This is a genomic window from Halorubrum lipolyticum DSM 21995, assembly GCF_000337375.1.
Lineage (GTDB): Archaea > Halobacteriota > Halobacteria > Halobacteriales > Haloferacaceae > Halorubrum > Halorubrum lipolyticum.
In genome coordinates this window covers 90192-107564 of record NZ_AOJG01000030.1, presented here as the reverse complement: position 1 = coordinate 107564, position 17373 = coordinate 90192, and the positions used below count along the sequence as shown (strand labels likewise).

General features: G+C 68.8%; 20 protein-coding genes. 8 read left to right on the top strand and 12 right to left on the bottom strand.

Annotated features, from left to right (window positions below):
• Nucleotides 1-42 precede the first annotated feature (42 nt).
• Nucleotides 43-1398 (bottom strand): putative ATP-dependent zinc protease, encoded by a 1356-nt coding sequence (locus C469_RS10970; RefSeq protein ID WP_187127452.1) that lies wholly within the window; start codon nt 1396-1398, stop codon nt 43-45.
• A gap of 201 nt (nt 1399-1599) precedes the next feature.
• Between C469_RS10970 and C469_RS10965 the strand changes: the two genes are divergently transcribed.
• On the top strand, nt 1600-2646 hold the full coding sequence (locus C469_RS10965; RefSeq protein ID WP_008006600.1) for a succinylglutamate desuccinylase/aspartoacylase family protein: 1047 nt from the start codon (nt 1600-1602) through the stop codon (nt 2644-2646).
• 28 nt (nt 2647-2674) lie between these two features.
• Here the strand turns inward: C469_RS10965 and C469_RS10960 are convergent, their stop codons facing one another.
• Nucleotides 2675-3193 carry a hypothetical protein gene (locus tag C469_RS10960; protein WP_008006599.1) on the bottom strand — a complete coding sequence of 173 codons (519 nt, stop codon included), beginning with the start codon at nt 3191-3193 and terminating at the stop codon, nt 2675-2677.
• Between the two features lie 175 nt (nt 3194-3368).
• Here C469_RS10960 and C469_RS16805 point away from each other — a divergent pair, with 175 nt between their 5' ends.
• Entirely contained in the window at nt 3369-3656 is a 288-nt protein-coding gene (locus C469_RS16805; RefSeq protein WP_147587287.1) for a hypothetical protein, read from the top strand.
• Between the two features lie 105 nt (nt 3657-3761).
• On the opposite strand, the gene C469_RS10955 is transcribed toward C469_RS16805, so the two are convergent.
• From C469_RS10955 to C469_RS10940, 4 genes are all read right to left on the bottom strand, one after another.
• On the bottom strand, nt 3762-4307 hold the full coding sequence (locus tag C469_RS10955) for a DUF1684 domain-containing protein (protein ID WP_008006598.1): 546 nt from the start codon (nt 4305-4307) through the stop codon (nt 3762-3764).
• Nucleotides 4308-4380: 73 nt separating this feature from the next.
• Nucleotides 4381-5082 carry a helix-turn-helix domain-containing protein gene (locus tag C469_RS10950; RefSeq protein ID WP_008006597.1) on the bottom strand — a complete coding sequence of 234 codons (702 nt, stop codon included), beginning with the start codon at nt 5080-5082 and terminating at the stop codon, nt 4381-4383.
• A 93-nt stretch (nt 5083-5175) separates the two neighbouring features.
• Nucleotides 5176-5454, bottom strand: a complete 279-nt coding sequence (locus tag C469_RS10945; protein WP_008006596.1) for a DUF7521 family protein — start codon at nt 5452-5454, stop codon at nt 5176-5178.
• On the bottom strand, nt 5451-5846 hold the full coding sequence (locus C469_RS10940; RefSeq protein ID WP_008006595.1) for a winged helix-turn-helix domain-containing protein: 396 nt from the start codon (nt 5844-5846) through the stop codon (nt 5451-5453). The genes C469_RS10945 and C469_RS10940 overlap by 4 nt, the downstream gene beginning before the upstream one ends.
• A gap of 100 nt (nt 5847-5946) precedes the next feature.
• Here C469_RS10940 and C469_RS10935 point away from each other — a divergent pair, with 100 nt between their 5' ends.
• The 3 genes from C469_RS10935 to rnhB all read left to right on the top strand — a co-directional run bounded on the left by C469_RS10935 (nt 5947) and on the right by rnhB (nt 8843).
• Nucleotides 5947-7581: a potassium channel family protein gene (locus C469_RS10935; RefSeq protein ID WP_008006594.1), complete on the top strand. Its 1635-nt coding sequence runs from the start codon at nt 5947-5949 to the stop codon at nt 7579-7581.
• A 114-nt stretch (nt 7582-7695) separates the two neighbouring features.
• Nucleotides 7696-8067, top strand: coding sequence for a 30S ribosomal protein S8e (locus C469_RS10930; protein ID WP_008006593.1), 372 nt, complete (start codon nt 7696-7698; stop codon nt 8065-8067).
• Between the two features lie 71 nt (nt 8068-8138).
• Entirely contained in the window at nt 8139-8843 is a 705-nt protein-coding gene (gene rnhB, locus C469_RS10925; RefSeq protein ID WP_008006592.1) for a ribonuclease HII, read from the top strand.
• Between the two features lie 27 nt (nt 8844-8870).
• On the opposite strand, the gene C469_RS17520 is transcribed toward rnhB, so the two are convergent.
• The 3 genes from C469_RS17520 to secF form a co-directional block, all read right to left on the bottom strand.
• Entirely contained in the window at nt 8871-9734 is an 864-nt protein-coding gene (locus C469_RS17520) for a TMEM165/GDT1 family protein (protein ID WP_008006591.1), read from the bottom strand.
• Between the two features lie 227 nt (nt 9735-9961).
• Nucleotides 9962-11551 (bottom strand): preprotein translocase subunit SecD, encoded by a 1590-nt coding sequence (locus C469_RS10915; protein ID WP_008006590.1) that lies wholly within the window; start codon nt 11549-11551, stop codon nt 9962-9964.
• A complete protein-coding gene (gene secF, locus C469_RS10910; protein WP_008006587.1) occupies nt 11551-12432 on the bottom strand; it encodes a protein translocase subunit SecF in 882 nt (293 codons plus the stop codon). The genes C469_RS10915 and secF overlap by 1 nt, the downstream gene beginning before the upstream one ends.
• Before the next feature lie 142 nt (nt 12433-12574).
• Here secF and C469_RS10905 point away from each other — a divergent pair, with 142 nt between their 5' ends.
• Complete coding sequence (locus C469_RS10905) at nt 12575-12922, top strand: hypothetical protein (protein ID WP_008006585.1); 348 nt, start codon at nt 12575-12577, stop codon at nt 12920-12922.
• 24 nt (nt 12923-12946) lie between these two features.
• Here C469_RS10905 and C469_RS10900 read toward each other — a convergent pair whose 3' ends face one another.
• The 3 genes from C469_RS10900 to C469_RS10890 all read right to left on the bottom strand — a co-directional run bounded on the left by C469_RS10900 (nt 12947) and on the right by C469_RS10890 (nt 14919).
• On the bottom strand, nt 12947-13417 hold the full coding sequence (locus C469_RS10900) for a DUF5812 family protein (RefSeq protein ID WP_008006583.1): 471 nt from the start codon (nt 13415-13417) through the stop codon (nt 12947-12949).
• A gap of 66 nt (nt 13418-13483) precedes the next feature.
• Nucleotides 13484-14239 carry a DUF2064 domain-containing protein gene (locus C469_RS10895; RefSeq protein ID WP_008006581.1) on the bottom strand — a complete coding sequence of 252 codons (756 nt, stop codon included), beginning with the start codon at nt 14237-14239 and terminating at the stop codon, nt 13484-13486.
• Nucleotides 14240-14322: 83 nt separating this feature from the next.
• Entirely contained in the window at nt 14323-14919 is a 597-nt protein-coding gene (locus C469_RS10890) for an NUDIX hydrolase (RefSeq protein ID WP_008006579.1), read from the bottom strand.
• Between the two features lie 148 nt (nt 14920-15067).
• Between C469_RS10890 and C469_RS10885 the strand changes: the two genes are divergently transcribed.
• Nucleotides 15068-16474, top strand: coding sequence for an ATP-binding protein (locus tag C469_RS10885; RefSeq protein ID WP_008006577.1), 1407 nt, complete (start codon nt 15068-15070; stop codon nt 16472-16474).
• A 453-nt stretch (nt 16475-16927) separates the two neighbouring features.
• Nucleotides 16928-17344 (top strand): hypothetical protein, encoded by a 417-nt coding sequence (locus tag C469_RS10880; RefSeq protein ID WP_049911320.1) that lies wholly within the window; start codon nt 16928-16930, stop codon nt 17342-17344.
• Nucleotides 17345-17373 lie beyond the last annotated feature (29 nt).

Genomic DNA, 17373 nt, shown 5'->3' with positions numbered 1-17373 from the left:
CTCGACGGCCGAGGCCAACGGCCGACGGCCGGCGGTCGCTCCTTACTCCTCCTCTTCGAGGATCTCGCCGGCCTCGTCGCGCTCGGCCTCCTCCACGTCGGCGCGCTTCCGGACGTCGACCCGGTAGTCGGTGAGGATGTCGCGGCCGAGGAGGAGGGGGTACTCCATGTGGCCGCGGTCCTCGACGCTCGCGGTGACGGTGTGCTGGTTGCCGCCGATACCGATCACGAGGTCGACGACGGGGCGGGCCTTCCCGCCCTTCATGCTGCCCGACTTGACTCGGGTCATGCTCTTGATCGGCCCGGCGCCGATCTCGGCGGCGAGCTGGGTGTCGATGCTGGTCCGGGTCGCCCCAGTGTCCGACTTCGCGAGCGCCTGCGTGGAGCCGGAGGTGCCGGTGACGACGACCTCCTCGATGTAGCCGATCACGGGCTGTTCGGTCGGGCTCGGCTTCGGCATCGGGGCGCACGAGGGTCGCGAGTCGTCGAGGGTCGCCGAGATCCGCTCCACGTCGTCGTCGTCGACCTCGCCGCCGACCGTCTCGATCGCGAGCTTGGCGATGTGCGGGGCCGGACTCGTGCCGGTGGCCTCGAACAGCCCTTTAAATCCGGCCGTCGGATTCACTTCGAGCACGTACCAGCCGTCGTACCCCTCGACGAGGTCGACGCCGGCGTAGTCGAGGTCCATCACGTCGGCCGCGTACAGCGCGGTCTCGGCGGCCTCGTCGGGCATGTCGTCGGTGGCGTCCTCGACTGCGCCGCCGAGCGCGACGTTGGTGCGCCAGTCGCCCTCGGGCGCGTAGCGGTACATCGAGCCGATGATCTCGTCGCCGACGATGTACACGCGCAGGTCGCGGTGCTTCTCGTCGTCGCGGTCGATGAGCTTCTGGAGGAACGCCTGCCGGTTCCCCACCTTCGGGTTCACCCGCTCGGTGAGGTCGACCTTCCACGTCCCGCCGCCGTGCGTACCGATCGCGGTTTTATAAACGCCGACCTCGCCGAAGCGCTCGCGGCCCTCGTTGAGCCGGTCGTTCGACAGCGCGAGCAGCGCGTCGGGCACGCGGATGTTCCAGTCGGCGAGCGTCGCCGCCGTGGCGAACTTGTGGATCGAGGCGAGCACGGCGTTCGGCTCGTTCAACATCGGCCGGATGCGCTCGAACGTGGTCGCCAGCCCGAGCAGCTCCGCGGGCTGGTCGGTGTTCGAGAGCAGCAGCCGGTTCGCGATGACGTCGACGGACGGCTCCACCGAGACGTCGCCGTCCTCGACGCTGATCGCGGCGTTCTCCTCGCGGAGCCACACCGGCTCGTGGCCCAGGTCTTCGACCGCGTTGCAGATCGCTTTCGTCTCCTTGCTGTTGTGCAGCGACAGCACTCCCACCCGTACCGAGTCCGAACTCATGGACGCATCTGCGCGTGCCGGTGTAAAAGGTCGCCCGGTTCAGCGTCGCCGCCGACGTCGGTTCGGTGCTAGGTCGATGTGGCCTCGATGCCGGATCGGTATCGCCTCGATGTCACGTCTCTCCGCCGTCGTCGACGGGCGATTTCCCCGTCTGATAGTCGGGTCGCCATATATATACCCCCTGCCGTGCTCCCTCGTGGCATGAGCGACGACCGGGTGTTCACGTACAACGGCGGCGCGGTCCCGCCGGGCGAGACGCAGAACATCCGCTACGGAATCAGCGAGACGTATCTCGGCGACCCCGTTCGGATCCCCGTGACGATCGTCAACGGCGAGCGCGACGGCCCGACGGTGTTCCTCACGGCGGCCGCGCACGGCGACGAGCTCAACGGCATCGAAGTGGTCCGCGAGGTCGCCCACGACTGGGACCTCTCGTCGCTGTGCGGCACCCTCGTCTGCCTCCCCGTGCTCAACGTCCCGGGGTTCATCGCGCAGAAGCGATACCTCCCGGTGTACGACCGAGACCTCAACCGCTCGTTCCCCGGCGAGCCGGGGTCGACCAGCTCGAAGCGGATGGCCGACCAGATCTACTCGAACTTCATCGCGCCCTGCGACTTCGGGCTCGACTTCCACACCTCCACCCGCGGCCGGACGAACATGCTCCACGTCCGCGGCGACATGACCGACGACGGCGTCCACCGCCTCTCGATGGCGTTCGGCTCGAAGGTGATCATCGACAGCGACGGACCGAGCGGCACCCTCCGCGGTGAGGCGACCGCCGACGGCGTCCCCACGATCACGATCGAGATGGGCGAGGCCCACCGCTTCCAGCGCCCGCTCATCGACGACGCGCTCGAGGGCGTGCGGTCGGTCTTCGCCGAGTACGGACTACTCGACACGGATACGGTGCGCTGGCCCGGCTGGCGGACGATCGTCGCCGGCGCGGGCGAGAAGACGTGGCTCCGCGCCGACTCCGGCGGCATCGTCGACACCCACTTCGAGAGCGGCTCCCTCGTCCGCGAGGGCGAGCGGATCGCGACCATCACCAACCCGTTCAAGGAGGACGCCGTGGGGGTCGAGGCGCCGTTCACCGGTCTGCTGATCGGCCTCCTAGAGAACCCCGTCGTCTACCCCGGCAACCCGCTGTGTCACCTCGTCGAGATCGACGAGTCGACTCGGCGGGCGATCGAGACGGGTGACGCTCCGAAACCCGTCGGACAGCCGAGCGCGGCGGACCGAGACCGGTAGCCCGACCGGGTCGGAGCCGCGGCCCGCGCTATTTCGGGCTCCGATTCGACCGCTGCCGGACTCCGAGGGCGGCCGCGGCGGTCACGGCGAAGAACCCGGCGAGGAACGCGACCGGCTGGACCGCGATCCGCTGGGCGACGACCGCGCCCGGCTCGCGTTCGACGGTCCGCGTCCAGAACTCGTAGCGCTCGCCCTCGTGCTCGACCACGAGGAGGCCGTCGCCGAGGGAGGGGTCCGTCGGATACGACAGCGAGTCGACGCGCGCGTCGGGGTCCTCGACGCCGAACCCGCCCTCCGCGTCGAGCGCGCGGTCGAACGCGTCGCGGGCCGCGGGGTCGAGGTCGGCGTAGTCGACGACGCCGTCCGCGGTCTCGCTCTCCCCGTCGGGCGCGTCGACCCCCGCGACGGGCGAGCCGTCTCCGACCGGCTGTGCAGTGTGGGTGTAGGCGGGGGAGGGCTCGCCGACGGGGACGGGGAGGTACAGCGGGTTCGCCATCAGGAGGACGCCGACGGCGACGAGGCCGGCGGCGGCGAGCCGGGTGCGCATACGCGGGCTTCGGCGGGGGAGGGTTTGAGGCTTTCCGCGCGGGGACCGGTGCGTACGGAAGCGGTTCCCGCCTGTTCGAAGGGACGGTGTCGAACGGTCCACACACCTCAGTGACCGATCCGTGAACCGGTCAGTACAGCGAAATTATTCACCGATCTCTGGCGAACTCGCCGGTATGTCTGGCCTCCATCTCGAAAGACCTCGGCTGAACATCTACGGAAAAAGCATCGTCGGCTGTGTCGTTGCCGGCGTAGTGACGGCCCTCGTCGGGGTTCCAAGTTCGGTTTCTGTTGGGTTCTCTGGACTCGCAGTCGGCATTATGACAGTTGCGATGCGAAGAAGTGCGCGTACGAAAGAAGAGCAGCAAAGCGGTGACGACGATTCGAAGACTTCTGACACCGAAAAGAAAGCGAAGGCAATGGTCGGCGGGTCGGGCGGTGGTGGCGGTGGCGGCGCAGGATGATTCGTTGTTCATGCAGGTCAATTCTGACGGCTGATTCAGCTACTCACGAGTGAAATCAAATTCTTGCGAATAGTTCGACACCCTCGTCTCCTCGAGGGCTCCCGACTACTCGATGTCGGGCGCCTTCTCGCCCGCGGGGACGACGATCTCCAGCCAGTTCTCCTCGGGCGGGAGCGGACACGAGAACGTCTCGCTGTACGCGCAGAAGGGGCTGTACGCGAGGTTGAAATCGACCGTCACCGTATCGCCGTCGGCGAGCTCCCCGTCGGGCTCCAGCTCCATGTACCGCCCGTTGCGGTACGTCTGCTGGCCGGTCGTCTTGTCGCGGAAGGGGACGAAGACGGCCCCGTCGTCGCCCTCCTGCCGGTAGCCCGCGAGGGTGTGCTCCTCGCCGCCGACCGCGAACGCGAAGGTGACGACCCGGAGGTACCGCACCGGGTTGCTCGCGGTGGTCTCCATCTCGACCGGCTCTGGATCGTCGTGGACGGTGACGGTCGCCTCGACGCGGTAGTCGGGGTTCGGCTCGAAGTAGTCGAGCCCGTCGAACTCGTCGCGGTGCTCGGGCGGGATCGGCGACTGCGGGTGGTCGGCGAAGAAGTCGTCCTTCTCGCGGCGGTTCGCGCGGAGCCGCTCGGCGTAGTCGTCGCTCATGTCCGGGGCGAGGGCCGCCGGGGGTTTCAGGGTCGCGGTCCGGGGCGATGACCTCGGCGCCGGAGCCGTCGCCTCAGAGCGCCTGGAGGTCGGTCAGGCAGTCGTCCAGATCGCGAGTCGAGATCGCCAGCGAGAACCCGTCGACCCGGGCGAGGTCGGCCGCGTGGTCCCACAGGTCGCCGTCCTCGATCCCGTGGAGCACGACCGCGTTCGGCGTCGGGCTCACGACCCGCAGCGCGACCAGCGGCGACTCGCCGCGCGTGACGCGGGTGAACACGAGCGCGCGGTTCGTCGACTGGCCGTACAGCCGGTAGAACTCCTCGCTCGACAGGCGGGTGATCGCCTCGATCGAGTTGATAACGGTGTGGCCGTTGACGTGGTCCTGCTCGCCGCGCACGATCTCCGTCGCGTCCATCGCCTCGTAGAACTCCTCTAAGGGGACCGCCGTCGAGTACTCCCGGAGGTCGTGGACGATGTCGCTCTCGAACCCCGCGGAGAGCACGCGCGCGTACTGGCGGAGCCGCCCGCCGCCGCGCCGCTCGTCGATGTCCAGGAGGCCGTCGACGGTCCGGCGGACCACGCCGATCCCCGGGCTCTCGCGGCGCCCGCTCTCGTAGTCCGAGACGACCGACGAGGAGACGTCGAGCTGGTCGGCGAGCTCCGTCTGGGAGACGTCGAAGTCGGTCCGCCACTTCCGGAGGGTCGCTCCGGGGTCGTCGCTGAGCGTTATCTCGCCGGCGATCCGGCGGGAGAGCTCCTCGCGTGCGTCGCTCATACCGCGATCCGACGACCGAGCGCCGCAAAAGGCTACCGAAAACGGGGTTCGTCGAACGTCGACAGCGGATCGGAGACCGGCGACGGGGGGACGCTACTCCACCGTCAGCGAGTAGACGATGACGCCGAACCCGACCGCGGTCAGCAGGCTGTCGATCGCGATCCCGACGGCCAGGTCCGAGCCGATGATCTGGTGGGAGACGCCGCCGATCAGCGCTCCGACGGTGACGACGCCGAAGCCGATGCCGAGCGCCCGCAGCGAGGGGTCGCCGGTCCGGCCGTACGCCCGGAGCGCGTAGTAGGTGATGCTGCCACCGAGCACCAGGATGGCGGTCTTTGCCACGATGATGAGCAGGTTGATGTGCGTAGTCATGTTTCCTCGCGAAGCTCCGACCAGAGGTCGGCCAGCCGTTCGTCCCGGGTCCGGTCCGGACGCGTGAACTCGATCTCGAACTCGCGGTCGGTCTCCACGTCGTCGCCCTCGTCGAGCGAGACGGTGACCGTCTCGAACGAGACTGCGTAGCGGGTCGTGTGTTGCCCGTCGCGGCGGATGTCCGTCGACTCCGACAGGAGGGACGCCTCGGTGAGCAGCTCCAGCTTCCGGTAGGTCGTCGACAGGGGGATGTCGCACTCCTCCGAGATGTCGCTGGCCGTCTTCGGCTCGGAGAGCGACGAGACGATCCGCCGTGCGTCGTCGTCTGCCAGCGCGTCCAGCACGTCGTCGACCGACGGCGGATCCTCCTCGCGCGACGGGTCCCGCACCATACGTGACCGTTCGCCCGCCGGGACTTAAACCATCGAACTTCCGCTCGGGACGCCGCGGAACGCGCCCCGTTTTTGTGGATGGGTCGCGTACGGCAGCCCGATGGACACGTGGAAGCGCCGCGCCGGCGGATACTTCGCCTTCGTTCTTTTCGTCTTGATCTTCACCGCGGTCGTCTACCGCTACGGGATGCGGGCGTACGAGGGCGACGCGGTCACGATGATCGAGGCGATGCGCTTCTCGATCGAGATGTTCACGACCACCGGGTTCGGCGGGGACTCGCCGTGGGAGAGCCAGCGGCTGAACGCGTTCATCGCCGTGATGGACCTCGTCGGCATGGTGCTCCTGATCGGCGCGTTACCCGTCGTGGTGACGCCGCTCTTGGAGGAGGCGTTCTCGACGACCGCCCCCACGTCGGTGGACGGGGACCGGACCGGACACGTCGTCGTCTGCTCGGACACGTCGCGGTCGGCGGCGCTCATCGAGGAGCTCGACTCGCGCGATATCCCGTACACGATCGTCGAGCCGAACGCCGACCGCGCGGTGCGGCTCCACGAGGCGGGGCGAAGCGTCGTCTGCGCGGATCCGGAGTCCACGGAGGGGTTGGCGGCCGCGAACCTGACCGCCGCGCGAGCGCTCGTGACCGACGTCTCCGACCAGGTGGACGCGAGCATCGTGCTCGCCGCGAAGGAGCTGGCGCCGGACCTGCGCGTCATCAGCGTCGTCGAGGACCCGGACCGCGAGCGGTACCACCGCCTCGCCGGCGCGGACGAGGTGCTCTCGCCGCGGTCGCTGCTCGGCGAGAGCCTCGCCGCGAAGGTGACGACCGCGCTCCAGACCGATCTCGGCGAGGCGGTCGCCATCGGCGACTCGCTGCGGCTGTCGGAGGTGTCGATGCCGCACGGCAGCCCGCTGGCCGGCTCGACGCTGGCCGACAGCGGGATCCGCGAGCGGGCCGGCGTCAACGTGATCGGCGCGTGGTTCAACGGCGAGTTCGAGGCGGCGCCCCCGCCGGACGCGACGCTGTCGGCCGGAACGGTCCTGCTCGTCTCCGGGCGGTCGGACCAGCTGGAGCGGCTCGTCGATCTGACGAACTCCGGTACGCGCCGGTTCGGAGCCGGCGAGACCGTGGTCATCGGGTACGGACAGGTCGGGCGAACCGTCGCCGAGACGGTCGCGGACGCCGACCTCCCCGTCACGGTCGTCGACCGGGAAGACGCCGAGGGCGTCGACGTGGTCGGCGACGCGACCGAACCGGAGACGCTGCGCGACGCCGGCGTCGAGACGGCGCAGACGGTCGTGCTCGCGCTGCCGAACGACACCACGACGGAGTTCACGACGCTCGTGGTCCGCGATCTGGCGCCGGACACGCAGGTTCTCGCCCGCGTCGAGGAGGCGACGAGCGTCCGGAAGATGCACCGGGCCGGCGCCGACTACGTCCTCTCGCTCGCGACGGTCACCGGGCGGCTGTCCGCCTCGACCGTCATCGAGGACCGCGACGTGCTCTCGCTCAACCAGCAGATCGAGGTCGTCAGGAGTCGCGTGCCGCGGCTGTCCGGGCGGACCATCGGCCAAGCGAACGTCCGCGAGGCGACCGGCTGTACCGTCATCGCGATCGAGCGGGACGACGAGACCGTGACGCAGATCGGTCCCGACACCCGGATCGGTACGGACGACGAGCTCGTCGTGGTCGGCACCGACGAGGGGATCCGGGAGTTCGAAGGGCGGTTCACCTGACCGGTCGGATCGCGGCGCGTCGCCGGCGTCGGGCCCGCCTCGTCGCCGGTCTCGGCCGCCTCGCCGCCGGCACGAGTCGAACGCTTCAAGTATTCGCTGGGTGTTCGTCCCTGTATGAAAGACCAGGGACGCTCCACGCGCAAGCGGACGGGCGGCCGACTCAAGCACGCCTCGAACAAGAAGCGCCACCAGCTCGGTCGCGAGCCCGCCGAGACGACCGTCGGCGAGACGCGGGTCCAGTACATCGACTCCCGCGGCAACGAGAAGAAGGTCCGCGCGCTCTCGACGAACGTCGCGCAGGTCGCCGACGGCGACGAGGTCAGCGAGGCCGAGATCGAGAACGTCGTCGACAACCCCTCCAACGTCAACTACGCCCGCCGGAACATCGTCACCAAGGGCGCCATCATCGAGACGTCCGCGGGCCGCGCCCGCGTCACCTCTCGCCCCGGCCAGACCGGTCAGGTCAACGCGGTCCTCCTCGACTGAACGGCTCCCCGTTCGCCGCGCGCCAGACCGCTTTCTGAACCTATTTACCCGTCCGAGCCGACGAGCGACGCGTGTATCTCGGCGTCGACGAGGCCGGAAAAGGCCCCGTGCTCGGACCGATGGTCGCCGCGGCCGTGCTCGCCGACCCGTCGGTCCTCCCGGCTGACGTGGACGACTCGAAGCGGCTCGCTCCCGCTCGCCGCGAGTCGATAGACGAAGCGATCCGGGCGACCGACCGCGTCGCCGTCGGCGTCGCGTTCGTCGAACCCGCCGAGATCGACCGCCCGGACACGGACATGAACACGCTCACCGTGCGCGGACAGGCTCGGGCGGCTCGGGCTGCGCTCGGCGGCGCGGTCGCCGCCGACCTCGACGAACCGGTCCGCGTCGTCGCCGACGCGGGCGACACCAGCGAGTCGCGGTTCGCCCGTCGGTTGGGGGAGTTCGTGGCCGGGACGGGCTCCGCTACCACCGACACTGACCTCCCCGCGGTCGACGTGTCGGCCGCCCACGGCGCCGACGAGGACGACCCGGTCGTCGGCGCCGCGAGCGTCGTCGCGAAGGTGGCCCGCGACGAACGGATGGCCGCCGTCGACGCGGAGTACGCCGCGTACGACGGGGTCGGCAGCGGCTATCCGAGCGATCCGACGACGCGGTCGTTCCTCCGAGCCCACGTCGACGACCACGGCGAGGTGCCGGACTGCGCCCGGCGGTCGTGGGCGACCTGCGACGACGTGTTGGCGGCCGCCGAGCAGTCCGGATTGGACGAATTTTAGCCCGTGGTCCCGGAGGCGCTCGACGACCTACGCCAGCCCGGCGGCCGCCGCGCTCACGGCGCCGATGAACGTCTCCCAGACGGAGACGCCGGCGACGATGGAGAGCACGGTGTCGGCGCCGAAGAAGGCGAACAGCCCCGCGGACGCGAGGTGTGCCCGCCGCATGTCGAACCGGTGGGCGAAGGTGTGGAAGAAGTACGCGTTCGCGAGGCTGATCGGGATGATCGCCAGCATCTCGCCGACCCAGATGGCGGAGGTCACCCCGTACTGCACCGCCAGCCCGATCGTGACCAGCTGCGTCTTGTCGCCGAACTCCCCGGTGGCCATGAGCACGAAGATCGGGAGGAAGCCGCCGAGCGATCCCTCGTACCGGTCGAGCGGGCCGGGGAGCGTCACCGAGTCCAACGCCTCGAGGGTCGCGTCGTTCGGCGTCGGACCCGAATCGGCCGCCGTCGGGTCGTCGCCGTCAGCAGAATCGACAGTCTTCGCGTCGTCGCCGTCAGCAGAATCGACAGTCTTCGCGTCGTCGTCGTCGGAATCGACAGTCTTCGGGTCGGCGGCGGAATCGACCTCCCTTGGGTCGTCGCCGTCGGCGGTGACGCGCCCCTGGCTCCGGTCCGGCATCGACCGGTACAGGAGGTACGCGAAGACGAAGAACAGGACCGCGGTCACGGCGTCGAGCACGATCCCCGGCAGCGCCGACTGCAGCGCCTGCCCGAAGGCGATCTCCACCGCCGTCCACCCGGCGAACGCCGACCCCGCGGCGGCGACGACCACCTTCGGGTCGTACCGCGTCGACAGCGCGGCGATCATGAACTGCACCTTCTCGCCCGGGAGCACGGCCAACTGGGCCACGAACGCGACGATCAGGATCTCCGAGTAGGCGGTCATGCGCTCCCCCGCTCCCTCCGTTCGCCGGTCAGAACCGACCGCCCGAGCGTCCCCGCCCGCACGGCGACTGTCGTCCGGTTTCGCCTGCCGGTCGGGCCGGCCACACCGATCGCTCCGAGGCGGTCGTCGGTCGTCACGGTCAATTTAGAAGGGTCTAAAGTAATAGTTTGTCGACTTCTTAGCTTTCTTCGGCGAGCCGAACGACCCGGCGCACCGCCCGCGTCGCCTCACCGGACCGTCAGCAGGCGACGCAGGATGTCCCCGTACGCGGGGCGGGTGATCAGGACGCCGATCAGCACGCCGAGGATGGTGAAGATCGCGAACCCTGACAGGTCCCCGAGCGACAGCACCATCAGCGGCGACATCGCGATGATCGTCGTCGCCGCGGCCGCACCGATCACCCAGAAGGCGCGGCGGAACCGGGAGTTGAACACCTTCCGGGAGTTCACCTCGCCCTCGCTCATCACCTCGTCGGCGATGATCACGAGGTCGTCGACCCCCGTCCCGACCACCGCGATGAAGCCGGCTATCACGGCCAGCTCGACCGGGTAGCTCAACAGCGCGGCGAAGCCGAGCAGCGCGTACACCTCGGCGAGCGCCGTGACGATCATCGGCAGCGCCACCGCGGGCTCGCGGTAGCGGAGGAACACCATGCCGGCGACCGCGAACACCGCGAGAACCCCGGTCACCAGCGAGTAGTTCTTGTAGTTCTCACCCTGTGACGCCGAGATGGACCGCGAGGTCCCCTGTCCGCTGATGTCGAGGTCGGCCGGGAGCGCGCCGGCGCGCAGGTTGATGGCGATCCGCTCGGCCTCGCTGAACTCGCTCGTCGTGAGCCGGAAGCCGCCGTCGGTGGCCCACGAGCCGCTCGCCATGTTGTCCGCGAGCTCGGCGTCCATCCCGAAGGAGTTGACGACCTCGCCGTCGACGGTGAGGAGGAGGCACGGCTTGCTCACGTCGTCCGGATTCTCGCTGTAGTCGCACTGGTCGAGGTCGGAGTTGTACTCCTCGGCGAACTCGCGGTCGGCGACCGCCTGCTGGAAGCTGTGGGCGGGCGACTGCTCGCCCTCCGGCGCGGTGTTCCGGACGGTCACCGGTACGTACGCTCCGGTGCCCCGGTCGCTCTGGGCCGCGGAGCCGAGCTCCGCGAAGTCGTCCTGCGTCAGCACCTCCTCTTCGACGGCGGTCCCGTTGTCGGTCGGGTACGCGATGTCGATCTGGACGGTCCCGCGCTCTTCGAGCAGGCTGGTGACGCTGCTTCGGTTCTCCCCGGGCACCTCGACGAGGATGAAGTACTCGCCGCTGAGCGACTGGACCTGCTGGACCGTCCCGCCGGAGAGCCCGGTCTGGTCGATCTTGTCCTGGATGATCCCCTGCGCGACGTCCCGCGTCTCCTGAGTCACGCCGGAGCGAACGTCCTCGTAGGCGTATCCCGAGGCGTCCATCGCCGCCCTGAACTGCGCCTCGGTGACCGACGGCTCCGTGACGTCGACCGCGTTCTCCTCGGGGACTGCGGTGATATCGCTCTCCGAGGCGTTCTCGAGTTCGCCCGCGATCGCGCTAGCGACGTCGTCCGGCTGATCGCCGCCGAAGTCGACCTCGGTGGCGGTGTAGCCGACGAGGGGGGCCCGGACTCGGGTCCCGCCCGCCAGGTCGAGCCCGTACTGGAGGTTCGTGACGCCCTGTTGGGCCTCGGAGACGTCCTCGCCGGGAGCGGTCTCGGGGCCGAACTGCGGCGCGAAAAGCGCCACCGTCGCGCCGAGCACGACGACGACCAAGAGCAGGATCCGCCAGTTGTTCTTGATGGGTTCGAGCATCAGTTTTTCACCCCCTCGAACTTGTACCACCGAAGCAGCGAGACGTTCAGCAGGTACGTGTTCATCAGGTCGGCACAGAGGCCGACGGAGAGGATGATCCCGATGTTTCGGAGGAGATCGACGCCGAACAGCGACGCGACGACCGCCATCACGATCATCGCCGCCATCGACGTGAGCGTCATCGTGACACCGGTCCGCGTCGCGCGGCTCACCGACTCGTAGAAGTCGCCGGTCCGGCGCAGCACGGAGTTGTTCAACAGGATGTCGGAGTCGACGCTGTATCCGATGATCATGAGAAGCGCCGCGATCGTTCCGAGCGTCATCTGGATCCCGAGGAGATTCATCACCGCGATGGGAACCACCAGGTCGGAGAAGGCCGACGCGACGACCGCGATCGACGGGACGAACGTCCGGAACAGCGCGAACACGAGCACGCTCATCCCGAGGAAGGCGAGCGCGACGCCGAAGACCGCGGTCCGGGCCGTGTCGGACGCGAAGCTGGGGGACACCTGGTCGATCGCGCTCGTGGATAAGCCGGCCTCGTCGGCCTGTGTGGACAGGTCCTCGGCCAAGCTACCGGGGTCCTCGTCGGCCGCCCGGAACGTCACCACGTACACGTCGTCCGCGGGGATCGACCGGACCGAGTCGGGCTGTCGCTCGAACGCGGTCTCGATCTGCTGTTCTACGTCGCCGCCGTCGTCGGCGATCCGGAGCTCCACGCCGCCCGTGAACTCCAACCCGAGATTCGCCGGCGCGCCCGTGACCAGGTACCACCCGCCGATGATGGCGAGCGAGAGAACGAGGACCGCGAGCGGGACCGCCACGAGCTGCCGGTTCGAGTACTCGGTGTAGTTGACCTCCGGTACCTCGATCGCTACCATAAATACCGCTTCCTGCGCGGGCGCGAATAAGCCTTCTTACTCACTCGCGAGCGCGTTCCGTCCGCAGGGATCGCTCGCGGTCGGTCGCGGGGCGACGCACCGCGCCGCAACGGCTTAGACGGCAGGGACCGTACCGCGACGCATGGAACCGAGCGCCACCCGCGTCGTCCTCTCGTACCCGGAGGGGCTCAGCGACTGGGGACGCGACCAGATCGAGACGGACCGCTACCGGGGGTACTTCGCCCGGGTCCTCGACCGCGTCGCCGTCGGGGACGCCCGCGAGGAGTTCGTCGACGTCGGCTGCTGCGGGGACAGCCTCGACGTGCCGTTCCGCGTCGAGCGGGTCGAGGTCGACGGAGAGCCGGTACGCGCGGCGACCGTCACCGACGCGACGGTAGTCGACTACGAGACGCGGCCGGGTGACGTCGACGGCGGCTGGCGCGTCCAGAGCGCCGCCGGCCCGTCGTGTTCGACCGACGCTCGAGAGTGACCGCCCCTCCGTTCGGTACCGCGCTCAGGGCAGGTACCGAACGCTGACCACGCCCGGCTCCGACCGGATCTCGACGCGATTCACGCCGAGCCGGGCCGCCCGCGAGAGCGTCGCCTCGCGGTCGTCGATCACGTCCGCGACCGCGTCCGCGGTGTCTGCTTCCGGCGGCGTCAACACGTGTACCTCGCCGACGCCCGCGCGCTCCTCGCGGGCGAGCTCGCCGGTCTCCGTCTCGGCCGCGAGCTCGCGCTCGTGGACGGTCGGGGGCTCCTCGCTCTCCTCGATCGAGAGGGAGCGCCGCTCGGCGACCTCAACGACCCGATACGTGACCTCCATCGGCGGGTCGGGCGCGACGGTCGCCTCGACGGCGTCGTCGACCGCGAGCCCGGGGTTCGAACTCAGCGTGTGCACCTGCCCGTCGGTGACGTCTTTCAGCACCGCGGCGTCGCTCTCGGCGTGCGTGACGAGGAACGTGCCCTCCTTCTCGTCGGTCATTACCGGCGATAGGCGGCCGAGCCTTTTCGGGGTTTCGAGCCGCGCTGCTCGGAGTTCTGACCCGTGTCAGTCTCGGACGACCCGTGCCTCCCCGTCCTCGACCACCACGTCGAGGCCGTGTTCGTGGACGAACGCCGCGGTGTAGTCTGGGACCACGCGCTCGGCGGCGAACCGGGCGCGGAGCAGCGGGACGGCGTCGAGCAGGTCGTCCCCGTCAACCATCGAGGGCGACGACGCCAGGAACTCCACGTCGAGGTCGGCGTCGGCCCCGCGCGCCGCGAGCGTCGGGAGGCCGGGGTCCTCGAAGGCGCCGTCGAAGTCGATGGGGGCGGTGAAGCCGGCGTAGTAGGTGCGTCCGCGGGTCGAGGGGCCGAGGACGACCTCGTTCGTCCGGAGCTTCATCGCGGCGGAGTCGATGACGGTCCGCGAGAGCATCGGCGCCTGCGGGGTGACGACCGCGACCGAGTCGGCGTTCTCCTCGCGGAGCAGGTGGGTGACAGTGTTTCCGGCGCGCGCGCCGAACGACGACCCGACCTGCCGCTCGAACCGGACCTCCTCGGTGCCGCCGAGGGTGTCGGCCACGAGGGCGCGCAGCTCGGCCTCGGGCGAGGTGTCTGTGCGGTGTTCGGCCGGGAGGTCGTCGTCGACCGGGTAGTTCACGAGGAGCTCGCCGCCGGAGCGGTCGACCGCGAGGACGGCGTCGCGGAACAGCGCCTCGTACAGTTCGGCGGCCTCGGCGGTCGACAGCGGCGTCGACTCCGCGAGCCCGGTCGCGACGAGCCCCTCGCGGGGCGGCTTCGCAAGCACGGCGACGACGGTCATACCGGACGGAGTCGCCCGCGCGCCTTCAAGTCGCCGTTTCGATCGCGGTCTCGAAAAGGTCGGTCGGTCCGCTCAGGGGCCGGTCAGGAGAAGTCGCGCCGCATCGCGATCTCGAACCACGGGCACAGGCGGAGCTGGCGGTACAACGCCGGGTTCTCGTGGAGGTGCTCGTAGTCGGCCCACAGCATGCCGCCGATCTCCGCCTCGTCGGGATCGAGGGAGGTGTCGTCTAAGGTCACCTTCAGCACCGAGCAGACCTCCCACTCGACGCCCTCGTTGGGGTAGTAGCGCTTGTACTCGAACTTGTCCGTCACCCGGAGGTCGTCGTACTGGTCCGGAGTGATCCCCAGCTCCTCCTCGAGGCGCTGTTCGGTCGCGTCCGCCTGCGACTGCCCCTCGACGGGGTGAGAGGCGACCGTCCCGTCCCAGTGGCCGTCCCACAGCCGCTTGGTGGGCGCGCGCTGGGCCAGCAGGATTCGGTCGTCCGTGTCGTACACGAGGCAGGTGAACGCCCGGTGGCGGATCCCGTCGCCGGTGTGGGCGTCGAGCCGGTTCACCGTCCCCTGCTCCACGTCGTCGGGGTCGACGGCGATCACGTCCTGGAGCGCGTTCTCGTGGTCCGTGTCGGTGCCGGCCTCACCGGCGGAATCGCCGGCCGCGGCCGCGTCCTCGGAGCTCATGCGAAGTAGGTCGATCACCAGGGCTAATAAGCGTTCGATACGGCGCCCGCGCGATCCGCGGGCGGACCGGCGCTCCGGTCCCTCCCTCGCCGCCGCTCGCGGCCGCGGTTCGACGCGCTTAACCGCCTCCCGCGGCTACGTCGCGCGGATGAGTGACCCGGCGCTCGACGTCGTCGAGTTCGTGTTGACGACGCACCTCTACACCGAGAACCGCGACCTCGACGAGAACGACCTGCCGCCGCGCTTCCGGCAGGTGTTCTGGTCCGACGACACCCCCGACGACGCTCTGGGCGGCGTCGAGCGGCCGCTCAAGGCGACGAGCGAGACGACCCGCACCGCGACGGGCGTCGACCACCCCTGGGACGCCGTCTCCGACCTCCTCTTCACCCAGCGGACGGAGTTCTCCGGCGAGATATCCCTGACCCAGCCCGCCATGGCGCTGGAGTGGTATCGCGACCACGCCGACGACGAGCGGGTCGCCGCCAACCCGACGATCGTCGCCGCGCTCGAGCTCGCCGAGGACCTCGACGCGCCCGTGAGCCACGAGGAGGCGCGCGACAGCGTCCGCCCGATCCAGGCCGACCGCGTCTGGATCGACGCGCTCCTCGAGGAGTACTTCGACGAGGACGAGGACGGCGAGATGCTCGACCTCGTCAACGTCCGCGCGCCCGAGGAGATCGAGACGACGCTCGCCGACCTCGTGCTCACCGGCGACCAGGAGGGCGAGATCCAGAAGATCGTCAAGGCGATCGAACACCGCGAGTACCTCGCGAGCATCGGCCTCCGCGAGATCGGGAAGCTCCTGTTCGTCGGCCCGCCCGGAACCGGAAAAACGACAGTCTCGCGGGCTCTCGCCCACGAGCTCGGAATCCCGCTCGTCGAGGTGAAGATGTCGATGATCACGAGCCAGTACCTCGGCGAGACCGCGAAGAACGTCGAGAAGACGTTCGAGGTCGCCAAGCGACTCTCCCCGTGTATCCTCTTCATCGACGAGTTCGACTCGGTGGCGAAGACCCGGCGCTCCGACGAGCACGCCGCCCTGAAGCGCGCGGTCAACACCCTCCTCAAGTCGATCGACGAGGTGTCGCTCGTGCGCGACGAGGTCCTCCTCATCGGCGCGACCAACCACCCGGACCAGCTCGACGCGGCCGCGTGGCGCCGCTTCGACGAGATCGTCAACTTCCCCAAGCCCGACCGCGACATGCGCGCGGACATCCTCCGCGTGGTCACCCGCGAGATGCAGATCGCGGACTTCGACCCCGAGGAGGTCGCCGACCGAACGACCGGGCTCACGGGCTCTGACCTCCGGATGGTGCTCCGCGAGGCGGTCCTCGGCGCGCTCACCGAGGACCGGATGACGATCACCCAGGAGGACGTGATGGAGGCCGTCGAGGACTTCGAGGAGCGGGACAACCTCAAGAATATGGACATGATCGACGGGGAGGGCGCGGAGGTGCTCGGCGAGACCGACCCCGACGGGCAGGACCACACGCACGACGACGAGGGCGACGACGCCGCCCACGACCACGGCGCGCACAGTCACTCGCACGACTGAAACGCCGCGAAGAGATCCGTTTGAGGTACGTGCCGCAATTCAGTTGATCCCGGTTGCAGTCTATACCGGGAGTGGGTGTTGCAGACTGTCGCTGGCAACGTGGTATATAAATAGCCAAGCGTGAGAGCGACGACTGTTTATAAATGAACGTTGCTGTGGCGCGCCTCCGAGCGCCCACCGGGCGCGAGGAGCCCGCGAGGGACGCGGTGAGCGCTCGGAGAGCGCGAACCGCGAGGTTGGGGAGGTGTGAGGCTGCGGTACTAAGCGGGCTGGGGCTTTAGCGGTGTCCTCGCCGTCGGCGGTTGTTTATAACCGATGGCGATGAGAGTTTGAGGACGACATTGCTAACAGTCCCGTCTGCGGTACCAACGGCGACTCACGGATGAACGCCGACGAGTGTCCCATTTAAATACGGAACCGAAAACATACATCCTTTCGTGCTCGAACCGTCCCATGAAGCGGCGAGCGATTTTGGTCTCTTGCGGCGTTCTCGCCGGGTTGGGTGGATGTCTGAACCGCGGCGGAGAACCAACCGACAACACCTCCAACACGACGACACCGAACAGCACCGCAGCCAACAGTTCCACAGTCGACGACACCGAAACGGACGGCGACCGTCCGTCGTACGTGGTCACCGTCTCAAGGGAGGACGTCGATCAGCCAGACAACAGCTGTCACTTCGAGGAACTCCCCGAGGGGGCACAAGAGGAAGTCGAGAACGCGATAAGGGATCTGGACACCGACTCCGACGATAGGGGAAGCCACGATGTGTACGGAAGTGCGGAATTACTAGATACAGAGTGTTACAACACGTATCTCGAATACGACGGTCAGTACTATTGGACCTCGATAGACGCGGTCGGCGGCTGATCGGCTCTCCGTCCTTGTAATAACTGCCA

What these genes read in the sequence shown, in the direction of transcription:
- C469_RS10970 (WP_187127452.1), bottom strand. Translation starts at nt 1,398, where the DNA reads ATGAGTTCGGACTCGGTACGGGTGGGAGTGCTGTCGCTGCACAACAGC.
- C469_RS10965 (WP_008006600.1), top strand. Translation starts at nt 1,600, where the DNA reads ATGAGCGACGACCGGGTGTTCACGTACAACGGCGGCGCGGTCCCGCCG.
- C469_RS10960 (WP_008006599.1), bottom strand. Translation starts at nt 3,193, where the DNA reads ATGCGCACCCGGCTCGCCGCCGCCGGCCTCGTCGCCGTCGGCGTCCTC.
- C469_RS16805 (WP_147587287.1), top strand. Translation starts at nt 3,369, where the DNA reads ATGTCTGGCCTCCATCTCGAAAGACCTCGGCTGAACATCTACGGAAAA.
- C469_RS10955 (WP_008006598.1), bottom strand. Translation starts at nt 4,307, where the DNA reads ATGAGCGACGACTACGCCGAGCGGCTCCGCGCGAACCGCCGCGAGAAG.
- C469_RS10950 (WP_008006597.1), bottom strand. Translation starts at nt 5,082, where the DNA reads ATGAGCGACGCACGCGAGGAGCTCTCCCGCCGGATCGCCGGCGAGATA.
- C469_RS10945 (WP_008006596.1), bottom strand. Translation starts at nt 5,454, where the DNA reads ATGACTACGCACATCAACCTGCTCATCATCGTGGCAAAGACCGCCATC.
- C469_RS10940 (WP_008006595.1), bottom strand. Translation starts at nt 5,846, where the DNA reads ATGGTGCGGGACCCGTCGCGCGAGGAGGATCCGCCGTCGGTCGACGAC.
- C469_RS10935 (WP_008006594.1), top strand. Translation starts at nt 5,947, where the DNA reads ATGGACACGTGGAAGCGCCGCGCCGGCGGATACTTCGCCTTCGTTCTT.
- C469_RS10930 (WP_008006593.1), top strand. Translation starts at nt 7,696, where the DNA reads ATGAAAGACCAGGGACGCTCCACGCGCAAGCGGACGGGCGGCCGACTC.
- C469_RS17520 (WP_008006591.1), bottom strand. Translation starts at nt 9,734, where the DNA reads ATGACCGCCTACTCGGAGATCCTGATCGTCGCGTTCGTGGCCCAGTTG.
- C469_RS10915 (WP_008006590.1), bottom strand. Translation starts at nt 11,551, where the DNA reads ATGCTCGAACCCATCAAGAACAACTGGCGGATCCTGCTCTTGGTCGTC.
- secF (WP_008006587.1), bottom strand. Translation starts at nt 12,432, where the DNA reads ATGGTAGCGATCGAGGTACCGGAGGTCAACTACACCGAGTACTCGAAC.
- C469_RS10905 (WP_008006585.1), top strand. Translation starts at nt 12,575, where the DNA reads ATGGAACCGAGCGCCACCCGCGTCGTCCTCTCGTACCCGGAGGGGCTC.
- C469_RS10900 (WP_008006583.1), bottom strand. Translation starts at nt 13,417, where the DNA reads ATGACCGACGAGAAGGAGGGCACGTTCCTCGTCACGCACGCCGAGAGC.
- C469_RS10895 (WP_008006581.1), bottom strand. Translation starts at nt 14,239, where the DNA reads ATGACCGTCGTCGCCGTGCTTGCGAAGCCGCCCCGCGAGGGGCTCGTC.
- C469_RS10890 (WP_008006579.1), bottom strand. Translation starts at nt 14,919, where the DNA reads ATGAGCTCCGAGGACGCGGCCGCGGCCGGCGATTCCGCCGGTGAGGCC.
- C469_RS10885 (WP_008006577.1), top strand. Translation starts at nt 15,068, where the DNA reads ATGAGTGACCCGGCGCTCGACGTCGTCGAGTTCGTGTTGACGACGCAC.
- C469_RS10880 (WP_049911320.1), top strand. Translation starts at nt 16,928, where the DNA reads ATGAAGCGGCGAGCGATTTTGGTCTCTTGCGGCGTTCTCGCCGGGTTG.